13 protein-coding genes are annotated in these 20,423 nt (G+C 46.3%); 12 read left to right on the forward strand and 1 reads right to left on the reverse strand.

The window, feature by feature from the left end:
- Window positions 1-16: 16 nt before the first annotated feature.
- From CS948_RS05380 to CS948_RS05400, 5 genes are read left to right on the forward strand one after another with little or no spacing between them, the layout of a single operon-like run.
- Window positions 17-3,640: a SusC/RagA family TonB-linked outer membrane protein gene (locus tag CS948_RS05380; protein ID WP_255301865.1), complete on the forward strand. Its 3,624-nt coding sequence runs from the start codon at window positions 17-19 to the stop codon at window positions 3,638-3,640.
- Between the two features lie 11 nt (window positions 3,641-3,651).
- The gene (locus CS948_RS05385; RefSeq protein ID WP_099290688.1) at window positions 3,652-5,118 is read left to right on the forward strand and encodes a RagB/SusD family nutrient uptake outer membrane protein; all 1,467 of its coding nucleotides are present in this window, start codon (window positions 3,652-3,654) and stop codon (window positions 5,116-5,118) included.
- A gap of 21 nt (window positions 5,119-5,139) precedes the next feature.
- Window positions 5,140-6,222 (forward strand): hypothetical protein, encoded by a 1,083-nt coding sequence (locus CS948_RS05390; RefSeq protein WP_099290689.1) that lies wholly within the window; start codon window positions 5,140-5,142, stop codon window positions 6,220-6,222.
- A gap of 27 nt (window positions 6,223-6,249) precedes the next feature.
- The gene (locus tag CS948_RS05395; protein WP_099290690.1) at window positions 6,250-7,140 is read left to right on the forward strand and encodes a BACON domain-containing protein; all 891 of its coding nucleotides are present in this window, start codon (window positions 6,250-6,252) and stop codon (window positions 7,138-7,140) included.
- A gap of 46 nt (window positions 7,141-7,186) precedes the next feature.
- Window positions 7,187-9,805, forward strand: coding sequence for a zinc-dependent metalloprotease (locus CS948_RS05400; protein WP_099290691.1), 2,619 nt, complete (start codon window positions 7,187-7,189; stop codon window positions 9,803-9,805).
- Between the two features lie 54 nt (window positions 9,806-9,859).
- Here CS948_RS05400 and CS948_RS05405 read toward each other — a convergent pair whose 3' ends face one another.
- Window positions 9,860-10,552 (reverse strand): hypothetical protein, encoded by a 693-nt coding sequence (locus CS948_RS05405; protein ID WP_099290692.1) that lies wholly within the window; start codon window positions 10,550-10,552, stop codon window positions 9,860-9,862.
- 271 nt (window positions 10,553-10,823) lie between these two features.
- On the opposite strand from CS948_RS05405, the gene CS948_RS05410 reads away from it, so the two are divergent.
- From CS948_RS05410 to CS948_RS05440, 7 genes are all read left to right on the forward strand, one after another.
- Window positions 10,824-11,477, forward strand: coding sequence for a hypothetical protein (locus tag CS948_RS05410; RefSeq protein ID WP_227217495.1), 654 nt, complete (start codon window positions 10,824-10,826; stop codon window positions 11,475-11,477).
- A gap of 323 nt (window positions 11,478-11,800) precedes the next feature.
- Entirely contained in the window at window positions 11,801-12,355 is a 555-nt protein-coding gene (locus tag CS948_RS05415; protein ID WP_099290693.1) for an RNA polymerase sigma factor, read from the forward strand.
- Window positions 12,356-12,465: 110 nt separating this feature from the next.
- On the forward strand, window positions 12,466-13,398 hold the full coding sequence (locus CS948_RS05420) for an ABC transporter ATP-binding protein (protein ID WP_099290694.1): 933 nt from the start codon (window positions 12,466-12,468) through the stop codon (window positions 13,396-13,398).
- A gap of 16 nt (window positions 13,399-13,414) precedes the next feature.
- Window positions 13,415-15,712 carry a Gldg family protein gene (locus CS948_RS05425; protein WP_099290695.1) on the forward strand — a complete coding sequence of 766 codons (2,298 nt, stop codon included), beginning with the start codon at window positions 13,415-13,417 and terminating at the stop codon, window positions 15,710-15,712.
- Between the two features lie 24 nt (window positions 15,713-15,736).
- Complete coding sequence (locus CS948_RS05430) at window positions 15,737-16,669, forward strand: ABC transporter ATP-binding protein (protein ID WP_099290696.1); 933 nt, start codon at window positions 15,737-15,739, stop codon at window positions 16,667-16,669.
- 15 nt (window positions 16,670-16,684) lie between these two features.
- Window positions 16,685-18,985 (forward strand): Gldg family protein, encoded by a 2,301-nt coding sequence (locus CS948_RS05435; protein ID WP_099290697.1) that lies wholly within the window; start codon window positions 16,685-16,687, stop codon window positions 18,983-18,985.
- A gap of 153 nt (window positions 18,986-19,138) precedes the next feature.
- Window positions 19,139-20,329, forward strand: coding sequence for a FecR family protein (locus CS948_RS05440; protein WP_099290698.1), 1,191 nt, complete (start codon window positions 19,139-19,141; stop codon window positions 20,327-20,329).
- The last annotated feature ends 94 nt before the right edge of the window (window positions 20,330-20,423 follow it).

Raw genomic sequence — 20,423 nt, forward strand, 5'->3', positions numbered from 1 at the left:
TAAAATGTTAATCTTTATGAAATTCGCATGGTTCATCTTATGTTGTACATTCATGACAGTACAAGCAAACGTCTTCTCTCAACGAGTGATAATTAACGCGAATATGCAGAATGTATCCTTGACCGCCGTGTTCAAAGAACTCGGGAAACAGGCAAAATGTGATTTCTTGTACAATCACAACCTCATCAAAAACAAAGGAACAGTCAACCTCGTTGCTAAAAACAAAGAACTCAAACAGATTCTGGACGAACTCCTACCCGAATTCGGGCTGGAATACTTGTGGGACGACAACGTGGTAATCATTCGTGAAAAACCCATCGAACCGGAAGGTAAAAAAGAAATCCGTATCGTGGGAAAAGTAACGGATCAACAAAAACACCCACTGGCAGGTGTAACCGTTCGCTTGAAACCCGGTCAGATGGGCACCTCCACCGACATCAACGGGTGGTACCAAATCGTACTCCCGAAACTGGATTCCATCACCTTGGTCTACTCCTTTATCGGCATGGAAACCCAAGAAATCAAGTACAAAGGCAAGGACACCATAAACGTCGTGATGAAAGAATCATCGGCAATGCTGGACGAGGTCATCGTAAACACCGGTTACCAACAAATCGACCTGCGCAAAACGACCAGTGCCATACAATCCATCAAAGCCTCGGACATCGTTGTCGCCGGATTGCAATCCATTGACCAAATGCTGGAAGGCTACATTCCCGGTATGACCTTCATGCAAAACTCAGGTCAAATCGGAGCCGCACCACGCATCCGCATCCGAGGAACATCCACCGTGCTCGGTTCACAGGAACCCGTGTGGGTCATCGACGGTATCGTACAGGAGAACCCCGTGGATGTCGATCCGGAACAAATCAACGATCTGGACTTCGTCAATCTGGTCGGCAACGCCATATCCGGACTTAACCCGGAAGACATCGAACAAATCGACGTACTGAAAGACGCCTCGGCAACCGCACTCTACGGGGCTCGTGCCGCCAACGGGGTTATTGTCATCACGACCAAAAAAGGCAAACCCGGACCACCCACCATCTCTTACTCCTTATCGGGAAGCTTCATGCGCCGCCCGCACTACGGGGACAACAGCGTGAACATGATGGACTCCCGCGAAAGAATCGCCTATTCCCGGGAACTCATCGAAAAAAGAGTACCTTTCGGGGATTTACAAACTTGGATGGGATACGAGAAACCGCTCCGGGACTATTGGGAAAACAAAATAACTTTCGAAGAAATGCAGAAAGAAGTCGGGTACTACGAATCCGTGAACACCGATTGGTTCGACCTGCTCATGCGCAACTCCTTCACCCACAAACACACGCTAAGCATCTCCGGGGGCAGCAGCAGCTTAAGGTATTACGCGTCCATCGGTTTCAGCGATGCCAGCGGAAGCATAAAAGGAGAAAACAACAAAAGCTACACGGCAAACATAAACCTGACAGCAAACTACAACAAATTCACCTTCCGCATGGGAATAACCGCGGACGTGGGTAAACGAAAATACACACCCGGCGACGTCGGCGTCACCACGTATGCCTACAACACCACGCGGGCACTTCCCGTCTACAACGAAAACAAAGAACTATGGTACTACCAGCGTTACACGTCAAATAACCAACCCGTAGACTTCAACATCCTCGAGGACGTAGCCAATACCTCGCAAGACATCCGTTCCACGGGCATGACTATCCGGGCAACCGTAGACTACAAAATCCTCGAACCGTTAAAAGCCGCCATTACCGGTTCTTACTCCACGGCAAACACCACCCAGGAAACCTGGCATGGAGAAAAATCATTCTACGCCAAATCTCTTCAAATCCAGAACAAACTTCCGTTCGGGGGAGAACTCATCTATCAAAACTCCGAAAAATACTCCTACGTGATACGGGCGCAACTGGATTTCAACAAATTCATCGATTCCGAACAAATTCACCTCATCACCGCTTCCGCCGGGGGAGAAATATCTTCCACGCAATACTACGGGCTGAATCAAACCTACCGGGGCTATCTGCGGGAAAGGGGAAAAAAGATGGCAGAAATCACCGATTGGAACCAATACGAGGATTTCATGAAATGGAGAGGCAAGACCTCTGCGGCTATAGGCGAATGGACAGATAAACTGACCAACGTGGCTTCCTTCTATGGCACCATCTCCTACAGTTACAAAAATATGTATTCCCTAAATACCAACATCCGCATAGACGCCTCCAATCGTTTCGGTTCCCGGGCAAACGAGAAACTAGCTCCCATCTGGTCGGTATCCGGACGCTGGAACATCAAAGAAAGCATCCTGCCAAAAGCCAATTGGATCACCACCTTAGACCTAAGAGCTTCATTCGGTTACCAGGGAAATATGCTAGACAACGCCTCGGCAAAACTCGTCATCCGTAAAGAAGGCATACAAGACACGTGGAAAGAATTCTACTCCACCGTGCAAAACTACCCGAACCCGGATTTGAAATGGGAAAAGACAGCTTCCTACAACGCCACGCTCGACTTCTCCTTCTTCAAAAATTTCCTCCGGGGCTCCGTATCCTACTTCTACAAAAGAACGCAAGACGCCTTCCTTACTAAAAACGTATCCAAAATCAACGGGCTGAACAACTGGACGGTAAACCAAGGAGTCATCACCAATCAGGGTATCGAAGTTTCCATGAACTTTACCCCGATAGACACCCGGAGCGTCAACATCAACGGATTCCGCTGGACATTCAACCCCAACATCGGGCAAGTCGTCAACCAACTCGTAAACCGGCGGTCACGCAAGGACAGATCCTTCGAACAAACCGTCACATACGATATGTACCTCAACGGCTCGGCAGACATCGCCGGTCGCCCGCTCAACTCCTTCTTCTCATACCGATACATCGGGCTCGAACCGGAAAACGGGCTACCCATATTCTTCGGTTCCGATCAAACCACTTACATCGACGGCAAAAAAACCGATCTCATGGAAAAATTCAACAAAACGAGCGACCGGCAAGACGTGTGGCAAGAAATCATGGTCTACTCCGGAAGCCGGGTACCCGACATACAGGGAGGAATCCAGAACACGTTCGCATGGCGACGCTTCAGCATGGCAATCAACGTGGCTTACAGCTTCGGAGCTAAAATCCGTCTGTTAAAAATGTATTCCAATGTATCCTCCAGATATGGCACCATCGCACCCCGACCGACGGAAAACGTACGCCGAGAATTTCTGAAACGCTGGCAAGTCCTCGGTGACGAACTACGCACGGACATCCCGGGAGTTGTTTCCGGTCCCGAATTCGTGAACACGCTTCATGACAAAGTATGGTGGAACAACTACAACGCCAAAAATGAAGCGGGAATCTCATACAGCTTCGCATCAGACCTATGGCAAATGTACGACAACTCCGATCTGAGAGTCGTAAACGGTAATTACGTCAAAATCCAATCGCTGTCACTACGCTACAACCTGTCCGACAAACTATGCAACAAACTGAATTTAAAAAACTGTTACGTGGGCTTCTCGGCAACAAACCTGCATACTTTCTGTAGCAAAAAACTCAAAGGGCAAGATCCCGCGACACAGAACGGTTCGGCACCACAAATCAACATGTCCTTGTGTCCGACCTATTCTTTCAACCTGAATATTTCATTTTAAACAAACCACTTATGAAAACAGGAATACTTTACATATCGCTCATCATCGTGCTGGTACTAACCTCCTGTCACGATTTTCTTACCAAATACCCGAAGGATACCGTGTACCCATCCTGCACCGACGATTTCCATGAACTTCTCATCGGCGACGGCTACCTCTCCGGACCTACCAGATGGGACATCGGCAAATGGCTCAATCTCATGGACGATGACGTGGAATACACCCGAACCGTAACCGCCGTTTCGACTTCCACCCAACTATACTTGAAATTCTACAACTGGGAAGCGAACCCGGACACCGAACCCACATGGAGCAACCTATATAAACACATCTTGTGCCTGAACACCATTCTGAGTGAAATCGATGACTTCAAAGACGAGAAAGGCGACGGCTACCGACGAATCAAAGGAGAATCACACTTTCTCCGGGCGGGATACTACTTCTTCCTAACAAACATTTACGCAAAACCCTACTCGAAAACCACGGCAAACCGGGAGCTGGGCATACCCTTGAAACTAACGGCAAAAATCGAAGACCGCAACTTCACCCGCAACACCCTGCAAGAATGTTACGACCAAATGATCTCCGACTTACAAAACGCAACGATGTGCTTGAAAAACATCGACCAACCCACCACCTTCCGGGCATCGGCAGAAGCCGCACACCTTCTACTAAGCCGCCTATACCTCTACATGGGCGAATGGGACAAATGCGTAGAACATTGCGACTCCGTAATGAAAAAAACAAAATATCACCTTCTCGACTACAACACCGTGACCGCGGGCAAAGCGCTATCCGCCACGTCACCGGAAACCATATTCACGAATGGTGGAAACTCCTACGGTGGTTCCAACGAATTATATATGTACATGTACCGTAGTTTTTTCCGGGTACGGGACGAATTCTTAAAACTATATGCGCAGGGAGATTTACGCAACAAACTATTCTTCAAATCGGGTAATTTCGGGGGAGCCCGTTACAACTACCCGAACAAACAAGCCTCCTCTGCCGGGGGTGAATATTCCGATACCTTCGGGCTCCGGCTATCCGAAGCTTACCTAAACAAAGCCGAAGCCTTAGCCATCCTTGGCAAAGAAACGGAAGCCATCGAATTGCTCAAAGCCTTGCGAGCAAAGCGATTCGCGGACAAGAACGGAGGAGAAATCACTCAAAGCGGCGAAGACCTTGTAAACTTCATCCGCACCGAACGCCGTTTGGAATTCACCTTTGAAGGACATCGCTGGTTTGACCTGCGACGTTATGCCGTCAGTCCAAAATACCCTTCCGAAACAAGCATCCGCCACCCCTACTACGAGGATGGCTCCGCCGTCACCTTGAGCGACATGGTACTGGGCAAATACTCGAAAGAACCTTCCGGATGGACTCTCCTGCTCCCGGAAGACGAAATCACCGAAAACCAAGGAGCCCTGCTCCAAAACGAAGGACGCAAAGACCGACAACCGGAAAGTAAAAAATAACACCCTAAAAAACACCATAATATGAAAAACAATATATTACTAAATATCCTTTTGGCAAGCCTACTTTTCTGCGGATGTGCAAGCGATGACGGCAAATTAGCCCCCACGTACGCCGATATCGACTGGTTCGCCATACAGCCCAGTGACGACCCGCTAGACGGATTGCGTTACGATATTTACAAGAACAACAGGATATCCGTCTACTACAACGACACCATCGGTTCTCAATACAGGGGTATGTCCGGATACGGCGATTCAGTCATCCATTACGAGATATTGGACTTATGCTACACGATAGAAGAAAACAACCAGACCGTCGAATACATGTTGTCGACAGACCGGGACAAACTCTACGACGCCGTCAGATTCATCCAGCAAAAAGTAATCCCCGACATCCCGGCAGTAGCCTATCCTAAAAGTTTCCTACTCGTCAAGGAACTGATATTAAACACGACCTCTTCCACCACCATGAGAACAGGGAAAACATGGACGGCAATGATGACCACCGCCGTTGGCAACGTTGAAGACATACAAGGAATGACCACGGAGGAACAGAATGATTTCGCTGCCGAAATCACGGGAGCAACCTGTGGGGCTTACCTGTACAGCAACCCGACGGAACAAGTCGAAAACTTCTACGCCCTCTCCGAGAAACTCGCGGAATGGGCAGACCCGGAAGCCGGGCATACCATATACAACTGCGTCCTTGACAATTACTATAAAGACCCTAGAGATGCCCATCCGGCATTCGACATCTGGTACGGGTTCGGCTTCCTCGCTCCCAACCCGGACGGCAGATACGCCGACGTCGACGAATACACCACCCCGACAAAAGCGCAAGACCTTGCCGCCTACCTCAAAGCCACACTCCTGTACGGGGACGACCTTGACCTATTCCGCGAGAACATGAAAAAAGAGATGAATGAAATCATCCCCGACTTCCTTGAAGAAAACCTTGACAAAAATGATCTGAAAGATCTCACGGAACAAGAATTTCAGGAACTCGTGGACGAATACGCGGAATACTACATGGAAATCCTGCTCGACAAATACCGAAATGCACTACTATTCGCGAATGAACTGAAAACCATGACAAAAAAATAATTCGGAAAACCTTAAAATTCGACGAACATGAAAAAGTTAATATATCTACTCTTGACCCTATGCCTCGGTAGCGTGATTGCCTGCAACGATGACAAAGAAGAAACACTGGACTTATCGGCGACAACCGTCACGCTCGAGGCAAGCGGAGAACCGCAAAAAGTGGAAGTGTTCACGGACAACCCCCAATGGCGAATCGTCGCTTCCAAAAACTCATGGATAACAACAGACCGTGACAGTTGCTACGTGATCGTGGGAGCCGAACCCAACCCCACCAAATCAGAACGGACGGAACGGGTGATCGTCGTTTCACGCAAAACCCCGGGCTTCCTCATGGTCACCCAAAAAGCCAGCATGCGGGCAATCGGCGACCCGTACCCGGATGCCACCCATCCCATCGGCATCGTCTACAAAGTCACCCACGGGGGAGAACACGGTCTGATCATGTCCCTCGATATGTTTGAAGGAGAATGGGGCGTACCGGATGTTCTTGAAAAAGTGCAATCGGAAACCGACGGCAAGAACAACACGCTCACCGTCATCCACAACCACAAAGACACCCCCGACTTTGCCGAAAAATACCCGATTTTCCACTGGATATACAACACCAAAAACAGCAACAACCCCGACGGGGAATGGTACCTGCCCTCCTACCAAGAATTACAGGAACTTTATTTCGCCGCCACCGGGTGCAAACAACTTGCCGGTACACACAACATCACGTGGCGGAACCAATTCGACGCCATGGTAAAAGCCGTCGGCGGAACACCCTTCGTCTATGACAACAATATGCACCTGTGGGCATCTTCCGAAATGACCGCACAAAATGCCTATCAGGTACTCTTTAAAACAAACGAAAAAAGTATGCCCTACACCTCCAAAACGACCAAACGGTGGGTGAGAGCGATCCGAGCCTTTTAAATAACCACTCAATAAAAACAAAATGTTAACTTTAAAAACTGGATGTATGAAAAAATTGTATGTACTCATCCTGGCACTAGCCCTTCTTGTGCCATGTAGCCTAGCGTATGGAGGAGAAAAAAAGAGAAAGGACAAAAAGAAAACCACTCAAACAGACTCCATAAAAAAGAAAGTCAGCAAATACGACAAACTCCTCAAGAAACCGGGTTGCCAAACCGCGAAAGGAAATTTCATCACCTTACACAAACTCGGGGGAAAAGTCTACTTTGAATTCCCGTTAAAATACATGACACGGGAGATGCTGATCGCCTCCACCCCGGCGGAATCCAGTGAACCCACGGTATGCCCCATCGGGTACAAGGGACGGGATCCCATGCACGTGAAATTCGTCCTTGAGGACAGCCTCGTCTACCTGCAACGCGTGACCAGCTCGGTAACGTACGACGAATCCGACCCGAACCTGACTCGGGCAGTCAAAAGCAGCTTCAAAGACGTGTACATCAAAAAATACCCCGTTCTGGCATACAATCCGGACAGCACGGCTGTAGTTTTCGACATGACCTCCTTGTTCATGACCAATGAGCCCGAACTTTCCCCCATCATCACGCAACTGGGTCCCTTGTCCGTCGTTTCCAACATGAAATCAGACCTGTCCTCGTTAGGTAGCATCAAGGCATTCGACGACAACGTGACCATAGAATCCAATTTGTCGTTCAGCTACGTACTGCGCTACCTGTTCTTCTCCGGCGGCGGCGGCGACGTATCCGCCCGGGTAGTACGCACCGTACTGCTATTGCCGGAAGACAAAATGAAAGCCCGCGTATCCGACTCCCGCGTAGGTATCTTCCTCACCATGAAACAACACATCTCCACCGAGGAAGACAAAATCAACTTTTACAGCATAGCCAACCGCTGGCGGCTCGAACCAAAAGACATGAACGCATGGGAACGGGGCGAACTGGTAGAACCGAAGAAACCAATCGTGTACTACATCGACAATGCCTTCCCGCAATTGTGGCAAGCCCCCATAAAAGAGGGTGTACTCCGGTGGAACAAGGCATTCGAGAAAATCGGATTCAAAAACGCCGTGCAAGTCCGGGACTTCCCGAAAGACGACCCCGACTTTGATCCGGACAACCTGAAATATTCCTGTATCCGCTACGTCCCGCTCAGCATCGAGAACGCAATGGGTCCCTCGTGGGTTGATCCCACGACCGGGGAAATCATCAACGCATCGGTCATCGTCTACAACGACATCATCAAACTAATCAACAATTGGCGTTTCGTGCAAACGGCACACATCGATCCCTCCGTCCGTGCCAAAAAGATGCCGGACGACATCGTGAAGGAATCCATCGCCTATGTCATCGCCCACGAGGTAGGACACACCCTCGGGTTAATGCACAATATGTCCGCATCCAACGCCTACCCCGTTGATTCATTACGTTCCGCCTCCTTCACCCAAAAATACGGTACCACACCGTCGATCATGGACTACGCCAGATTCAACTACGTGGCACAACCGGGTGACACAGGTGTAAGGTTAACCCCTCCCGACTTGGGCGTGTACGATGAATTCGCCATCAAATGGTTATATTCCCCCATCTCCGGTAACCTAACCTCCGCCGAAGAAGCCAAAATTCTCGAAAAATGGGTGGACGAAAAAGCCGGAGACCCCCGTTTCCGTTATGGCAAACAACAAATCCTAAGCCGTTACGACCCGACTGCCATCGAGGAAGACCTCGGCGATGATCCGATCAAGGCAGGCGAATACGGGATCAAAAACCTGAAATACATCTTCGCCAACCTGAACGACTGGATTCAAAACGACGAAACCACCCTGCACCGGCAGGAACTGTACGGGGAACTAGCCAGCCAATACTTCCGCTACCTCCGCAATGTGATGTACAACGTGGGCGGCATACGCATGACCGCGGTGAAAGAAGGCACACCGGGCAAACGTTTCGAAGCCCTGCCCAAAACACTGCAAAAACGCTCCATCACTTGGGTATTGAACCAACTCCGGGACTGCGAATGGTTGGACAATCAAGCAAACGCCCCACAAGCAAGCCTTTCCCTGAAAATGTCCTCCCGTGTCGTCTCCGGTATGGCAGAAACCATATTTGAAACACTATCCAACAAGGTACAAGTAGCAGCCCAACTGTCTGACGATCCTTACACGATACAAGACTACTACGATGACTTATACACCGGTATCTGGAAAAACACCATCGACAACAAGAAGCTGACCGCGAATGACCGGATGCTGCAACGCTTCGCCATGCTGGTACTCGTGAAAGGAGCTACCCGAATCATCGAAGGCAAAACTCCGCTTTTCAACGCCTATGCCCCCTCGCTGGACGAAATCATTGACTACCGCCTTGACCCATCCGGTATTACCCAACGGTACTACAAAGAGTTGAAAGAAATCGAAAAAGAGAAAGGACAAGCAGCCATCGCCGAACGATTGGAACAAAACTTCGATTACGGCTACAAGTGGCAAAAGAAACTGGAAATCGAAAGCATTGACGAATCCGAAGGCTGCTACATAACCATGCTCAATAAAGTAAAAACTTTACTGGAAAATCGAATCGCCACTGCCAACAAAGTAGATAAAGCACACTATCAAGCGATCCTGTTTAAAATAAAAGCCTTGAACAAATAATCGGGCAAAACGGATTGTTTCATTCATAAAGGCTGATCGAAAAATAAAATTCGATCAGCCTTTATCCACCGGTTCCCACACGCACACCGAATCCGATGTGTCTTTCCCGTCGGCTCTTCCCGCGAAAACGTAGACGAAAAGCCCGTCCGTTTCCGCCTGATTAGGGAACTCCATGCTCGCGACAAACGTTTCACCCCGCGTTCCCAACTCCTGCAATCGACAACGCCGTTTTGGCACAAAAAGGATTACCCCGTACACCTTATCATCCGCGAAACAATCCACCGACTCCACGGGCATCCCCTCGTGGGTAAAAACGACCTTCCGGTTTTCCGCATCCACCTCGACACCGACCACGGGGGTGACCAACTGCCCCGCCGCCATGCGCAATTTACGGTAATCAATCGTTCCCGTGAATTCCTTCTCTGCCTTTTTACGATTGCTCACCGGTTTTCCCGGGGCAATTTTCTCCACGGTAACCGCACTCGCCACGTTCGCCCCGGTAAAACCGTTAAACCCCTTGGCATAACCGTTTCCCCCGGGGAATCCCACCCGGATTATATTCATTAACCACTGCTTTCTCCCCGCGACCGTCCCAAACGCCATAGACTGCCGTTTCTGAGGTTCGCCACCGGATTTGCGTTTTAACGATGCGCTTCTGCAACAATTTTTCCCGTCGGGTCTCACGTAACCTATCACGTTCCCGTATTTTCCTCGAATCTTTCCTACCGGATTTACAAATTCTGCCATAGATACTTCATTTTATTTTTCCTACCCACAAATATACAAAAATTAATCCACAATTAACCCTATACAAGGGGAATACATAAATTATTTCAATTTTATTTTCGAATCAATACGGTATCACTATCGTAAGAAACGCTGTAGATTCCCTGTAGGTTCGCTGTAGCAACGCTGTACATGTACAGCGTTGCTACAGCGAACCTATTGTATATTTACAATATTTTTTGTACTATTGCACCGGAATTGATAGCTTATTAATACTTAATTCATTTATGTTATGGATAGAACATCACCTATACTTCTTGCAATGCTTGCCAACGGACCGGTCCGGGTGGATGGGGTAACCTTCTTTCTTCAAGGCGGACAAGTGAGAACCTGCAAAACCAAGCGAGGACCCAAGAAAACAAGAACGGAAGGCGAGGAGCAATCCTCGAATCGCTTTACCGAAGTTCGCAAGATGTGGCGAGTGTACCGCCGTGCCATCGGGGGACTTCCGATATGGAGTGTATGGGCAAGACAAACAGGAGCACCCAAGAGCGACACGTTATTCCATACCGTCAACGGGAGTTGCTTCCGCCCGGGCGAGGGCGTGTGGGCGTTTCCCACCTTCCGCTTCTCGATGGGAACACTGGATGCCCCGGTCATCACGTGTGCCGAACGCAACGGCTGGACAGTAACCCTGCGGTGGGAGAACGATGTCGATTGCCCGAAAGCAAATGCAGCAGATCAGGTGTATCTCGGGTATTTCTACGGCACGCTACCCCGTTCCCCGCAATTCATCACTTGCATCAATGCACACCGGGGCGATGGCGAGGTTACCGTCGAAATTCCCCCGGCAAAACAACCGGATGGAACACCTTTACACCTGTATTTATTTTTCGGTAATGAAAACCCGAATCGCTTTTCACCGAGCGAATACGTGGGAGTTTGACACAACTAAAATAAAGCAGGAAATAAATAAAATCGAACAAAATCAAGTAAACATATATAAAGATATTTCGATATAGCTGATTCCAAGCAATTCATTACGATAATAAATAAATACGGTAATCTATCCCTATTACCGTCAGAGGGAAATACCCTTTAATTATCTATTATTAGACCTTCGTTTAATGGTATCAAAAATAATAAAAAAAATATCCTTTCGAATCGAAATCAATATATTTTTTTTAACTGGTAATGAAGAATTTCCATGAAAGCGCTTAATACACAATGATAATATCGTAAAATAGCATTAAACGAACGTTTTGTGCTATGAGTGTTTCAATCACATATGGAGATATTAAGAATGGGGATATCAAGGCATTTGAAGCTCTTTTTCAAGAGTTTTATCCTTCTATGTGTATTGTCGCCATGAAAATTATCACAGATCAAAGTGCCGCGGAAGATATTGTGCAAGAGGCATTCATAAAACTTTGGGAAAAACGTAGCGCATACAATGACATCCCGAGTTTGAAAACGTTTCTTTATGTAGCGGTCAAAAATCTATGTTTCAATTACATTCGAGATAAAAAAATAACCGTGGATTACACCTCTCCCGAAGTCGAAAACCAAGAAGCCGTTTTTAAAGACCTCGTGATCGAGGAAGAAGCCTACCGAATCATAGATGATGCCGTGAATGCCCTCCCCCCGCAAAGTGCACGAATAGTTAAAATGTATTTAGACGGGAAACAAAATAAAGAGATCGCTGAAATATTAGGCATTTCTGTAAACTCCGTCAAGACACTAAAATATAACGCATTAGATTCACTAAAAACTTTATTAAAAGATTATTTCTATGTTCTTTTGCTATTTCTTGCAGAAAAATAATTCTAAAAGAAATGTCAAAATAAAGTGAAAAACGCACCCCCTATTCATCCTTTTCGAATTTAGCTGTGTTCTGCAAATAGAAATATAAATCAGAAACACAATAAAAATTTATGGAAGAAGCAGTAGTAAAAGTCGAACATCTCTCGCACCGTTATAGTGTGCAATGGGCGATAAAAGACATCAATTTCGAAATCAAGCAGAAGGGGACTCTCGGCCTGTTAGGTTCCAACGGGGCGGGGAAATCCACAACGATGAATATCATCTGCGGGGTTCTCAATCAAACAGAGGGCGAAGTATATATTAACGGTATCAGTCTTCGCGAGCATCCGGTAGAAGCTAAAAAACACATCGGCTTTCTTCCACAAAAGCCCCCGCTATACCCGGATCTGACTGTTGACGAATATCTCACGCACTGCGCACTGATGCGCCTCGTGGACAAAAGACAGGTTAAAGCAGCAGTGGATAAAGCAAAAGCTCGTTGTGGAATCACTCATTTCAGCAGACGATTAATTAAAAATCTATCCGGAGGGTACCAACAACGGGTAGGAATAGCCCAAGCCATCGTACACAATCCGAAATTCGTGATTCTCGATGAACCGACAAACGGGCTAGACCCGAACCAAATCATTGAAGTCCGCCATTTGATCAAGGAAATTGCCGAAGATCACTCCGTCATGCTTTCCACTCATATTCTACCCGAGGTGCAAGCTACTTGTGACACGATAGAAATGATCGAAAAGGGACGAGTTGTTTTTTCCGGCACCATTGGGGATTTCAATAATTACATGGAACCCAACACGTTTATCGTTTCCATGACAACACCCCCTTCTATAGAAACTCTATCCGCTATTCCCGGGATCACGCACGTGGAACATATCACGGATACCCGTTTCCGCATGCGCTTTTCTTCAGGTCAAGAGATCACGAAAAAAATGATCGAATTGAGCGTTGCCAATGAATGGCACCTTCACGAGATTATATTGGAAAGGGATTCTTTAGACGCGGTTTTCGCACAATTATCCGGAAAAAATATTTTAATATAAAAGATAATCATCTAACATGAAAACAATATTCAGATTAGCGAAGACGGAACTTCGCATCTTATTCTGTTCGCCTGTATCTTGGCTGATCCTAGTTATTTTTGCCTTTCAGGCTGGATTGAATTTCAGTGAAAATTTCGGGGGACAATTAAAACGCCAAGCCTTGGAATACGGGCTGGGAGAAGTGACATTGAATACTTTTGCCGGATACACAGGGTTGTTGGTTTCCATGCTTAAAAGCCTGTATCTCTATATTCCCTTGATCACCATGGGAATCATGAGTCGGGAATTAAGCAGCGGTTCTATCAAATTTCTATATTCTTCCCCGATAACGACAACACAGATTATTCTAGGAAAATACCTTTCCATGTTAATTTACGGGGCAATGCTCATGGGCATACTTCTGATCTATATCATTTTCGGATTTTTTACCATCGAGAACATGGATATCGCATTCGTTCTTACCGGATTGCTGGGACTCTATTTACTGACTTGCGCCTATGCCGCCATAGGGCTTTTCATGTCAAGCATCACGTCTTATCAAGTCGTGGCAGCGATGGGTACACTTGCAGTCCTTGCCGTTTTGAATTTTATCGGTGACGTGGGACAGGATATTTCTTTCGTGCGGGATATCACGTATTGGCTATCCATCTCGGGACGCGCTTATCAATTTCTTGGAGGAATGATTTGCAGTGAAGACGTGCTATATTTCATTATCGTAATTTCTCTATTTATTATCTTATCTATCATGCGCTTGCAGGCTGCCCGCAAGAAAAGAAGCAAGGCTGTTACATTTGCCCGCTATTTCGCGGTTATCGCGTGCGCATTGATCATAGGGTATGTATCCTCTCTTCCGACAAGTAAATTTTATTATGACGCAACCGCTTTAAAGAAAAATACCCTGACTCCCGGCAGTCAGGAAGTTGTAAAAAATCTGGACGGGGGATTAACCATCACGACTTACATGAATATCCTCGACGCGAATTACGGTAGCGCACTCCCGAGCCAACTAAAAGAAGATTTCTCCCGTTTCGAACAGTATGTCCGTTTTAAACCGGAGATCAAAATGAAGTACGTCTATTATTACGCTCCATCGGTTCAACCTTCTTTCGATGGACGTTTCGAGGAGTTACAAGGGAAAGAGCGTGCCGAGCGTATCTGCAAGATCATGGAACTTGATTTTGACATGTTCCTATCGCAGGAGGAGATTGACAAGGTTATTGATCTCAAGTCGGAAGGTTACCGTTTCCTTCGCGTACTGGAACGGGAAAATGGTCAGAAAACCACTCTTCGTCTTTACAATGACATGATGAAGCACCCGTCGGAAACCGAGATCACTACAGCGTTGAAACGCTTCCTAGTCCCCGCCCCTAAAGTTGCTTTTCTCACGGGACACGGGGAACGTAACGTGAATAGTGCCGGCGACCGTTACTATTACACGTTCGCCCGAAGTATTTATTTCCGTCACTCCCTGATCAACCAAGGATTCGATGCCACGGAATTATCTATTAAAGACTCCGATATTCCAGAAGACATTAACATTCTGGTTATTGCCGATATGCGTAGCCCTCTTTCCGAAGAAGAAATGACAAGATTGGAACATTATATAGAACGGGGCGGTAATCTTTTCATCCTTGGGGAACCCCATCGTCAAGAAGCGATGAATCCCTTGCTCGCCCGATTCGGGATAGAACTCATGCCGGGAACCCTCGTGCAACGTAATCAAGATTACCTGCCATCCGTTGTCACCGCGAAACTAACGGATAATGCCGCCGCACAAAGTCCCCGGTACGCCCAACTCAAACGATGGGGAGCCTCAATCGTTATGCCGGATGCCTCCCCTTTACATTATAGCACGGACAAAGGATACACTGTAAAACCTATTGCCATGACGCTTAAGGAGAATAGTTGGAATGAACTGGAAACAACCGATTTTCTGGACGGGGAGTTATCCATTAACGAGGCTATCGGGGAAAAGGAACAGTCTTATCCTGTCATTCTCTCGCTTACCCGCCAAAGGGGAAACAAGGAACAACGTATCGTGGTCACGGGTGACGCCGATTGTATCAGCAACACGGAACTGATGAACAGCCGGAACGGAATTTTCGCCGTCAATTTCGACTTCATCAGCGAAACGTTCAAATGGCTGTCATACGGGGAATTCCCTATCGATACATCCCGCCCGGAAGCTATCGACAACAGGATTCTTGTCAGCCGGGCAGCAACTCCTTGGATTTCAGCCTTCGCACTGGGCGTCATACCGTTTATATTGGCCTTCATTGGCTTTATGGTATGGTACAAGAGAAAGAAATTTTAATAGCTAAATTTTAAATTATAACACATGGAAGATTCAATAGTAAAGGTCGAGCATTTGTCTCACCGGTATCATATACAATGGGCTATAGAAGATATAAACTTTGAGATCAAAGAAAAAGGGGTGTTAGGATTGCTCGGTTCCAACGGTGCCGGGAAGTCCACCACAATGAATATTATATGCGGCGTGCTGAACCAAACCGAAGGGGAAGTTTACCTTAACGGCTACAACCTACGGACGAACCCGGTGGAAGCCAAAAGACATATCGGGTTCCTTCCCCAAAAACCGCCACTATACCCGGATATTACCGTGGAAGAATATCTGACTTATTGCGCACACCTTCGGCTAATGCCGACACATGAAATCCCGGCTGCCGTGGAACGTGCCATGAAACGATGTGATATCACACATTTCCGCGAACGTATTATCAACAATCTGTCGGGAGGATATCAACAACGCGTGGGCATCGCACAAGCCATTGTCCATAATCCCCGTTTTGTTGTCCTTGATGAACCGACAAATGGTCTTGACCCGAACCAGATTGTAGAAATACGCCACTTGATTAAAGAGATTGCTACTGATCATGCCGTATTGTTATCGACACATATCTTGTCCGAGGTACAAGCTACTTGTAATAACATCAAAATGATTGAACAAGGTAAACTCGTATTTTCCGGCAGCATGGACGATTTTAACAATTACGTTGCCCCTTCCACGTTGTTAGTCAGATTTGACGCGGCTCCATCCGAACAAACTCTAGGAGCGATAGAAGGCGTTGCCCGAGTGGAAAAGCTCGATCCCCGCAGCTATCGCCTGCAATTCGACGCGTCAAAGGATATTAGCGAACATATCGTACAACTCAGTGTTACCAATAACTGGGAATTAGCCGAGATACAACTGGAACGCTTGGCTCTTGACACGATATTCGCTCAATTATCAGGAAAAAAAGTACAACAGTAAACGCAAATTCTATCTATGAAAACAATATTAAAGATAACCAAAAACGAACTGAGCACGCTATTTTATTCCCCGATAGCATGGCTTATTCTTATTATCTTCACTTTCCAGTCGGGAATGGCTTATGCCGAAGCATGGGGTGATGCATTACGTTCCCAAGCTTTAGGGTATACTGTTATCGGGGCAACCAGACGCCTCTTGCTCGGTTGGCAGGGAGCTATTTCCAGTATGCAAGAACATTTGTTCCTATACATTCCATTACTCACGATGGGGCTTATGAGCCAAGAGTATAACCGTGGTTCTATTAAATTATTGTACTCATCCCCGATCACAAACCGGCAAATCATTTTTGGGAAATATCTTTCCATGATCGTGTACGCCTTGATTCTAGTAGCCATATTATTCGTTTACTATGCCTTCACGGCTTTCACGATCAAGGATATTGATTCATCGTTTGCCTTGACTGCTTTACTGGGAATATTCCTCATGATTTGTGCTTACGCGGCAATCGGGTTATTCATGTCTTCGCTCACGTCTTATCAGGTTGTTGCAGCCGTGGGGACTCTTGCCATACTTGCCGTACTCAACTATATCGGGAATGTCGGTCAGGAAATCCCATTCGTGAGGGATATCACATACTGGCTTTCCATCTCGGGGCGTGCAGACACGTTCTTTAAAGGTCTTATTACCAGCGAAGATCTACTTTATTTCCTACTGGTAATTATTCTTTTCATTATATTTTCCATTTTACGTTTACAATCCGAAAGAACCAAACGTACCGCATCACAATCCGCACTTCGCTATGGAGGAATTATTGTCGTGACTCTTTTGATCGGTTATGTTTCATCCCGTCCCGCACTTCGCTGTTATTATGATGCAACCGAAATGAAAGATAACACTTTGACTCAAAACAGTCTGGACGTCATGGAACAACTGGATGGTCCCCTGACTATCACCTCTTATGTCAACATTCTTGACGAAGATTATTTCCGGGTATTGCCCCGTTATCACAATCAAGATATCGAACGGTTCGAGAAATATATACGCTTCAAACCGGAGATCAAGATGAAATACGTTTATTATTACGACAAAGTAGACAACCCGAGTCTTGATCAACGCTATCCCGGTTTAAGCGACGAACAACGTGCTCAAAAAATATGTGAAGCTCTTGATTGGAATATAGATCAAGTATTGAATCCCGAACAAATACGGCAAACAGAAGACCTGTCTGCCGAGTACAACAAATTCGTACGGGTGTTGGAACGAGGCAACGGACAAAAATCATACCTCCGCCTTTATGACGATAATATGCGCTTCCCCACGGAAACCGAGATCACTGCCGCTCTTAAACGCATGGTCGTAAAAGCGCCTTTGGTTGCCTTCGTTACCGGACACGGTGAGAGAAATATAAACGGGGGTGGTGACCGGGATTATTATGCATTCTCTCAGTATAAAGGATTCCGTAATTCACTTATTAATCAAGGTTTTGATATTACTACACTCGCTCTTGATACCCTAGATAGAATACCCGATGAAGTGGATATTCTCGTGATTTCAGATATCCGCACCCCACTTTCTTCCAAAGAACAGGGTATGATTGATGGTTATATCGCCGAAGGGCGTAATCTGATTATCGCCGGAGAACCTCGTCGCCAAGAACAAATGAACCCCACGTTAGCAAATTTGGGATTAAGTTTCATGCCGGGTATTCTCGTGCAGGAGAGCAAGGATTATCCGGCAGATTTGATTTTATCTTCCATCACTAAAGCCGCTGAAGATTTAAGCAAAAGATTCAGCGATGCGGCATATTTCGGTTACAAGATCACGATGCCTTCCACTGTCGGAATCAAGCAAATAGAAGAGAAAGGTTTCACGATAATTCCATTGATGACAACCGACTCCACAGGTTCATGGAGTGAACTGGAAACGACGAACTTCGTTGAAGATACGGCACGCATCAATTCTGCTATCGGAGAAATCGAACAGGCAAATGTAACCATGATGTATTTAACCCGCCAGATAAACGGCAAAAAACAAGGCATCATAGTTCTCGGGGACGCGGATTGCATCGGAAACGGTGAACTTACACGCCAACGAAACGGGATCGAATCCTCTAATTTCACGGTTGTCACGGAATCATTCCGTCTTCTCACGAACGGAGAATACCCGATAGATACCAACCGAAAACGTTCCTCCGACAATAAGGTTTACTTGAATGAAAAGTCCGGTGTCTGGTTAAAAATTCTCTTCATGGGTGTTTTTCCCGGCATCTTGACTTTCTTAAGCCTTGCATTGTGGTGGAGGCGCAGGAAAAAATAAATCTCTTTATTTCCCCGATTCTTCCTTGTACGGGAGAATCGGGGAAATATAAAAAAAATTCCATTTTCTATCAAAAAAAATAATTTTCCATTCATCCTTTTGACCTTATCCCGTGTTCTGTAAATAGATAATAGTTTTGTAACGTCTATATTTATGTTAGAATACACAAAAGAATACCGTATCGCACAACTCATTGCCAAAGAAATGGCAGGAGAGCTTTCACCGGAGGAAGAAGCCGAATTGCAACAATGGCAAGCAGAACACTCTTCCGGAGCCAAGTTGCATGAGCGAATATTAAATCCCGACAATAAACGTTCTCGGGATCAACAATTCCATCGCGTTAACCCTCATGCCTCATGGCAAAAGGTCGAGAAACAAATTGCGCCCGCGCACAAAACAAAATCCCGTACACTTTTATGGTGGTCTAGTGCTGCCGCTGTCGCGATAGTGGCCATCACGATCGGCTTGTTTGTCCCGAGGTATGACAAAACACAACAAGAGGTTCTTCCCGTAGCTGAAATTCATGCAGGAAGTTCAAAAGCGATATTAATCACACCGGAAGGAAGGCAAATCAGTTTATCACAACAATCCACGCAACAAACACTTGATTTAGGTAACGGAATTATTGCCATCAACAACGGAAATGCATTAGAATACAAACGACAAGCAGATTCTTTAAACATCAAACATAAACGACATACAATACAAGTTCCAAAAGGCGGAGAATATGAACTTATCCTACCGGACGGGACGCATGTCTGGATAAACTCGGATTCGGAATTGTCATTTCCTGCTCAATTTGATGAAACAAAACGAGAAGTTGTGCTTTCCGGAGAAGCTTATTTTTCTGTCACAAAAAACGCGGCAAAACCTTTTATCGTGAAAACGAACGGGAATATTGAAGTGAAAGTACTCGGAACGGAATTTAATATTTTGGCATACCCGGATGCCGATGTTATCGAAACTACGCTATGCGAGGGTTCTGTTAACGTGTCGGATAAAAAGCAAAATGTAACATTAACTCCATCCCATCAGGCTGTTTACGAAAAACATTCCTGTAATCTGACTACCCGCAAAGTAGATGTACGTTTATACACGACATGGAAGGAAGGATTGTTCGTGTTTGAAAACAAACCGCTCGAAGAGATCATGACAACACTTTCCCGTTGGTATAATATCAACGTGTTCTATGTCAACCCGGCAGTGAAAAAATACCATTTCACGGGAGATCTGGAGAGATACGGGGATTTCAGAAAGACCCTCGGGATGATAGAAAAAGCGACATCCATACGGTTCAAAGTGAATGGAAATAATATTATAGTGGAAGAAGTTATCAATCAATAAAAAACAGGAGGATCTGATCCATCCTCCCATTTGTAACCAACTCATAAACAAGTCTATTTAGAAATCGATTATTTAAACTATTAAGTACTCAAAG

Source organism: Butyricimonas sp. Marseille-P3923 (assembly GCF_900184685.1).
In the GTDB taxonomy this organism is placed as follows: domain Bacteria; phylum Bacteroidota; class Bacteroidia; order Bacteroidales; family Marinifilaceae; genus Butyricimonas; species Butyricimonas muris.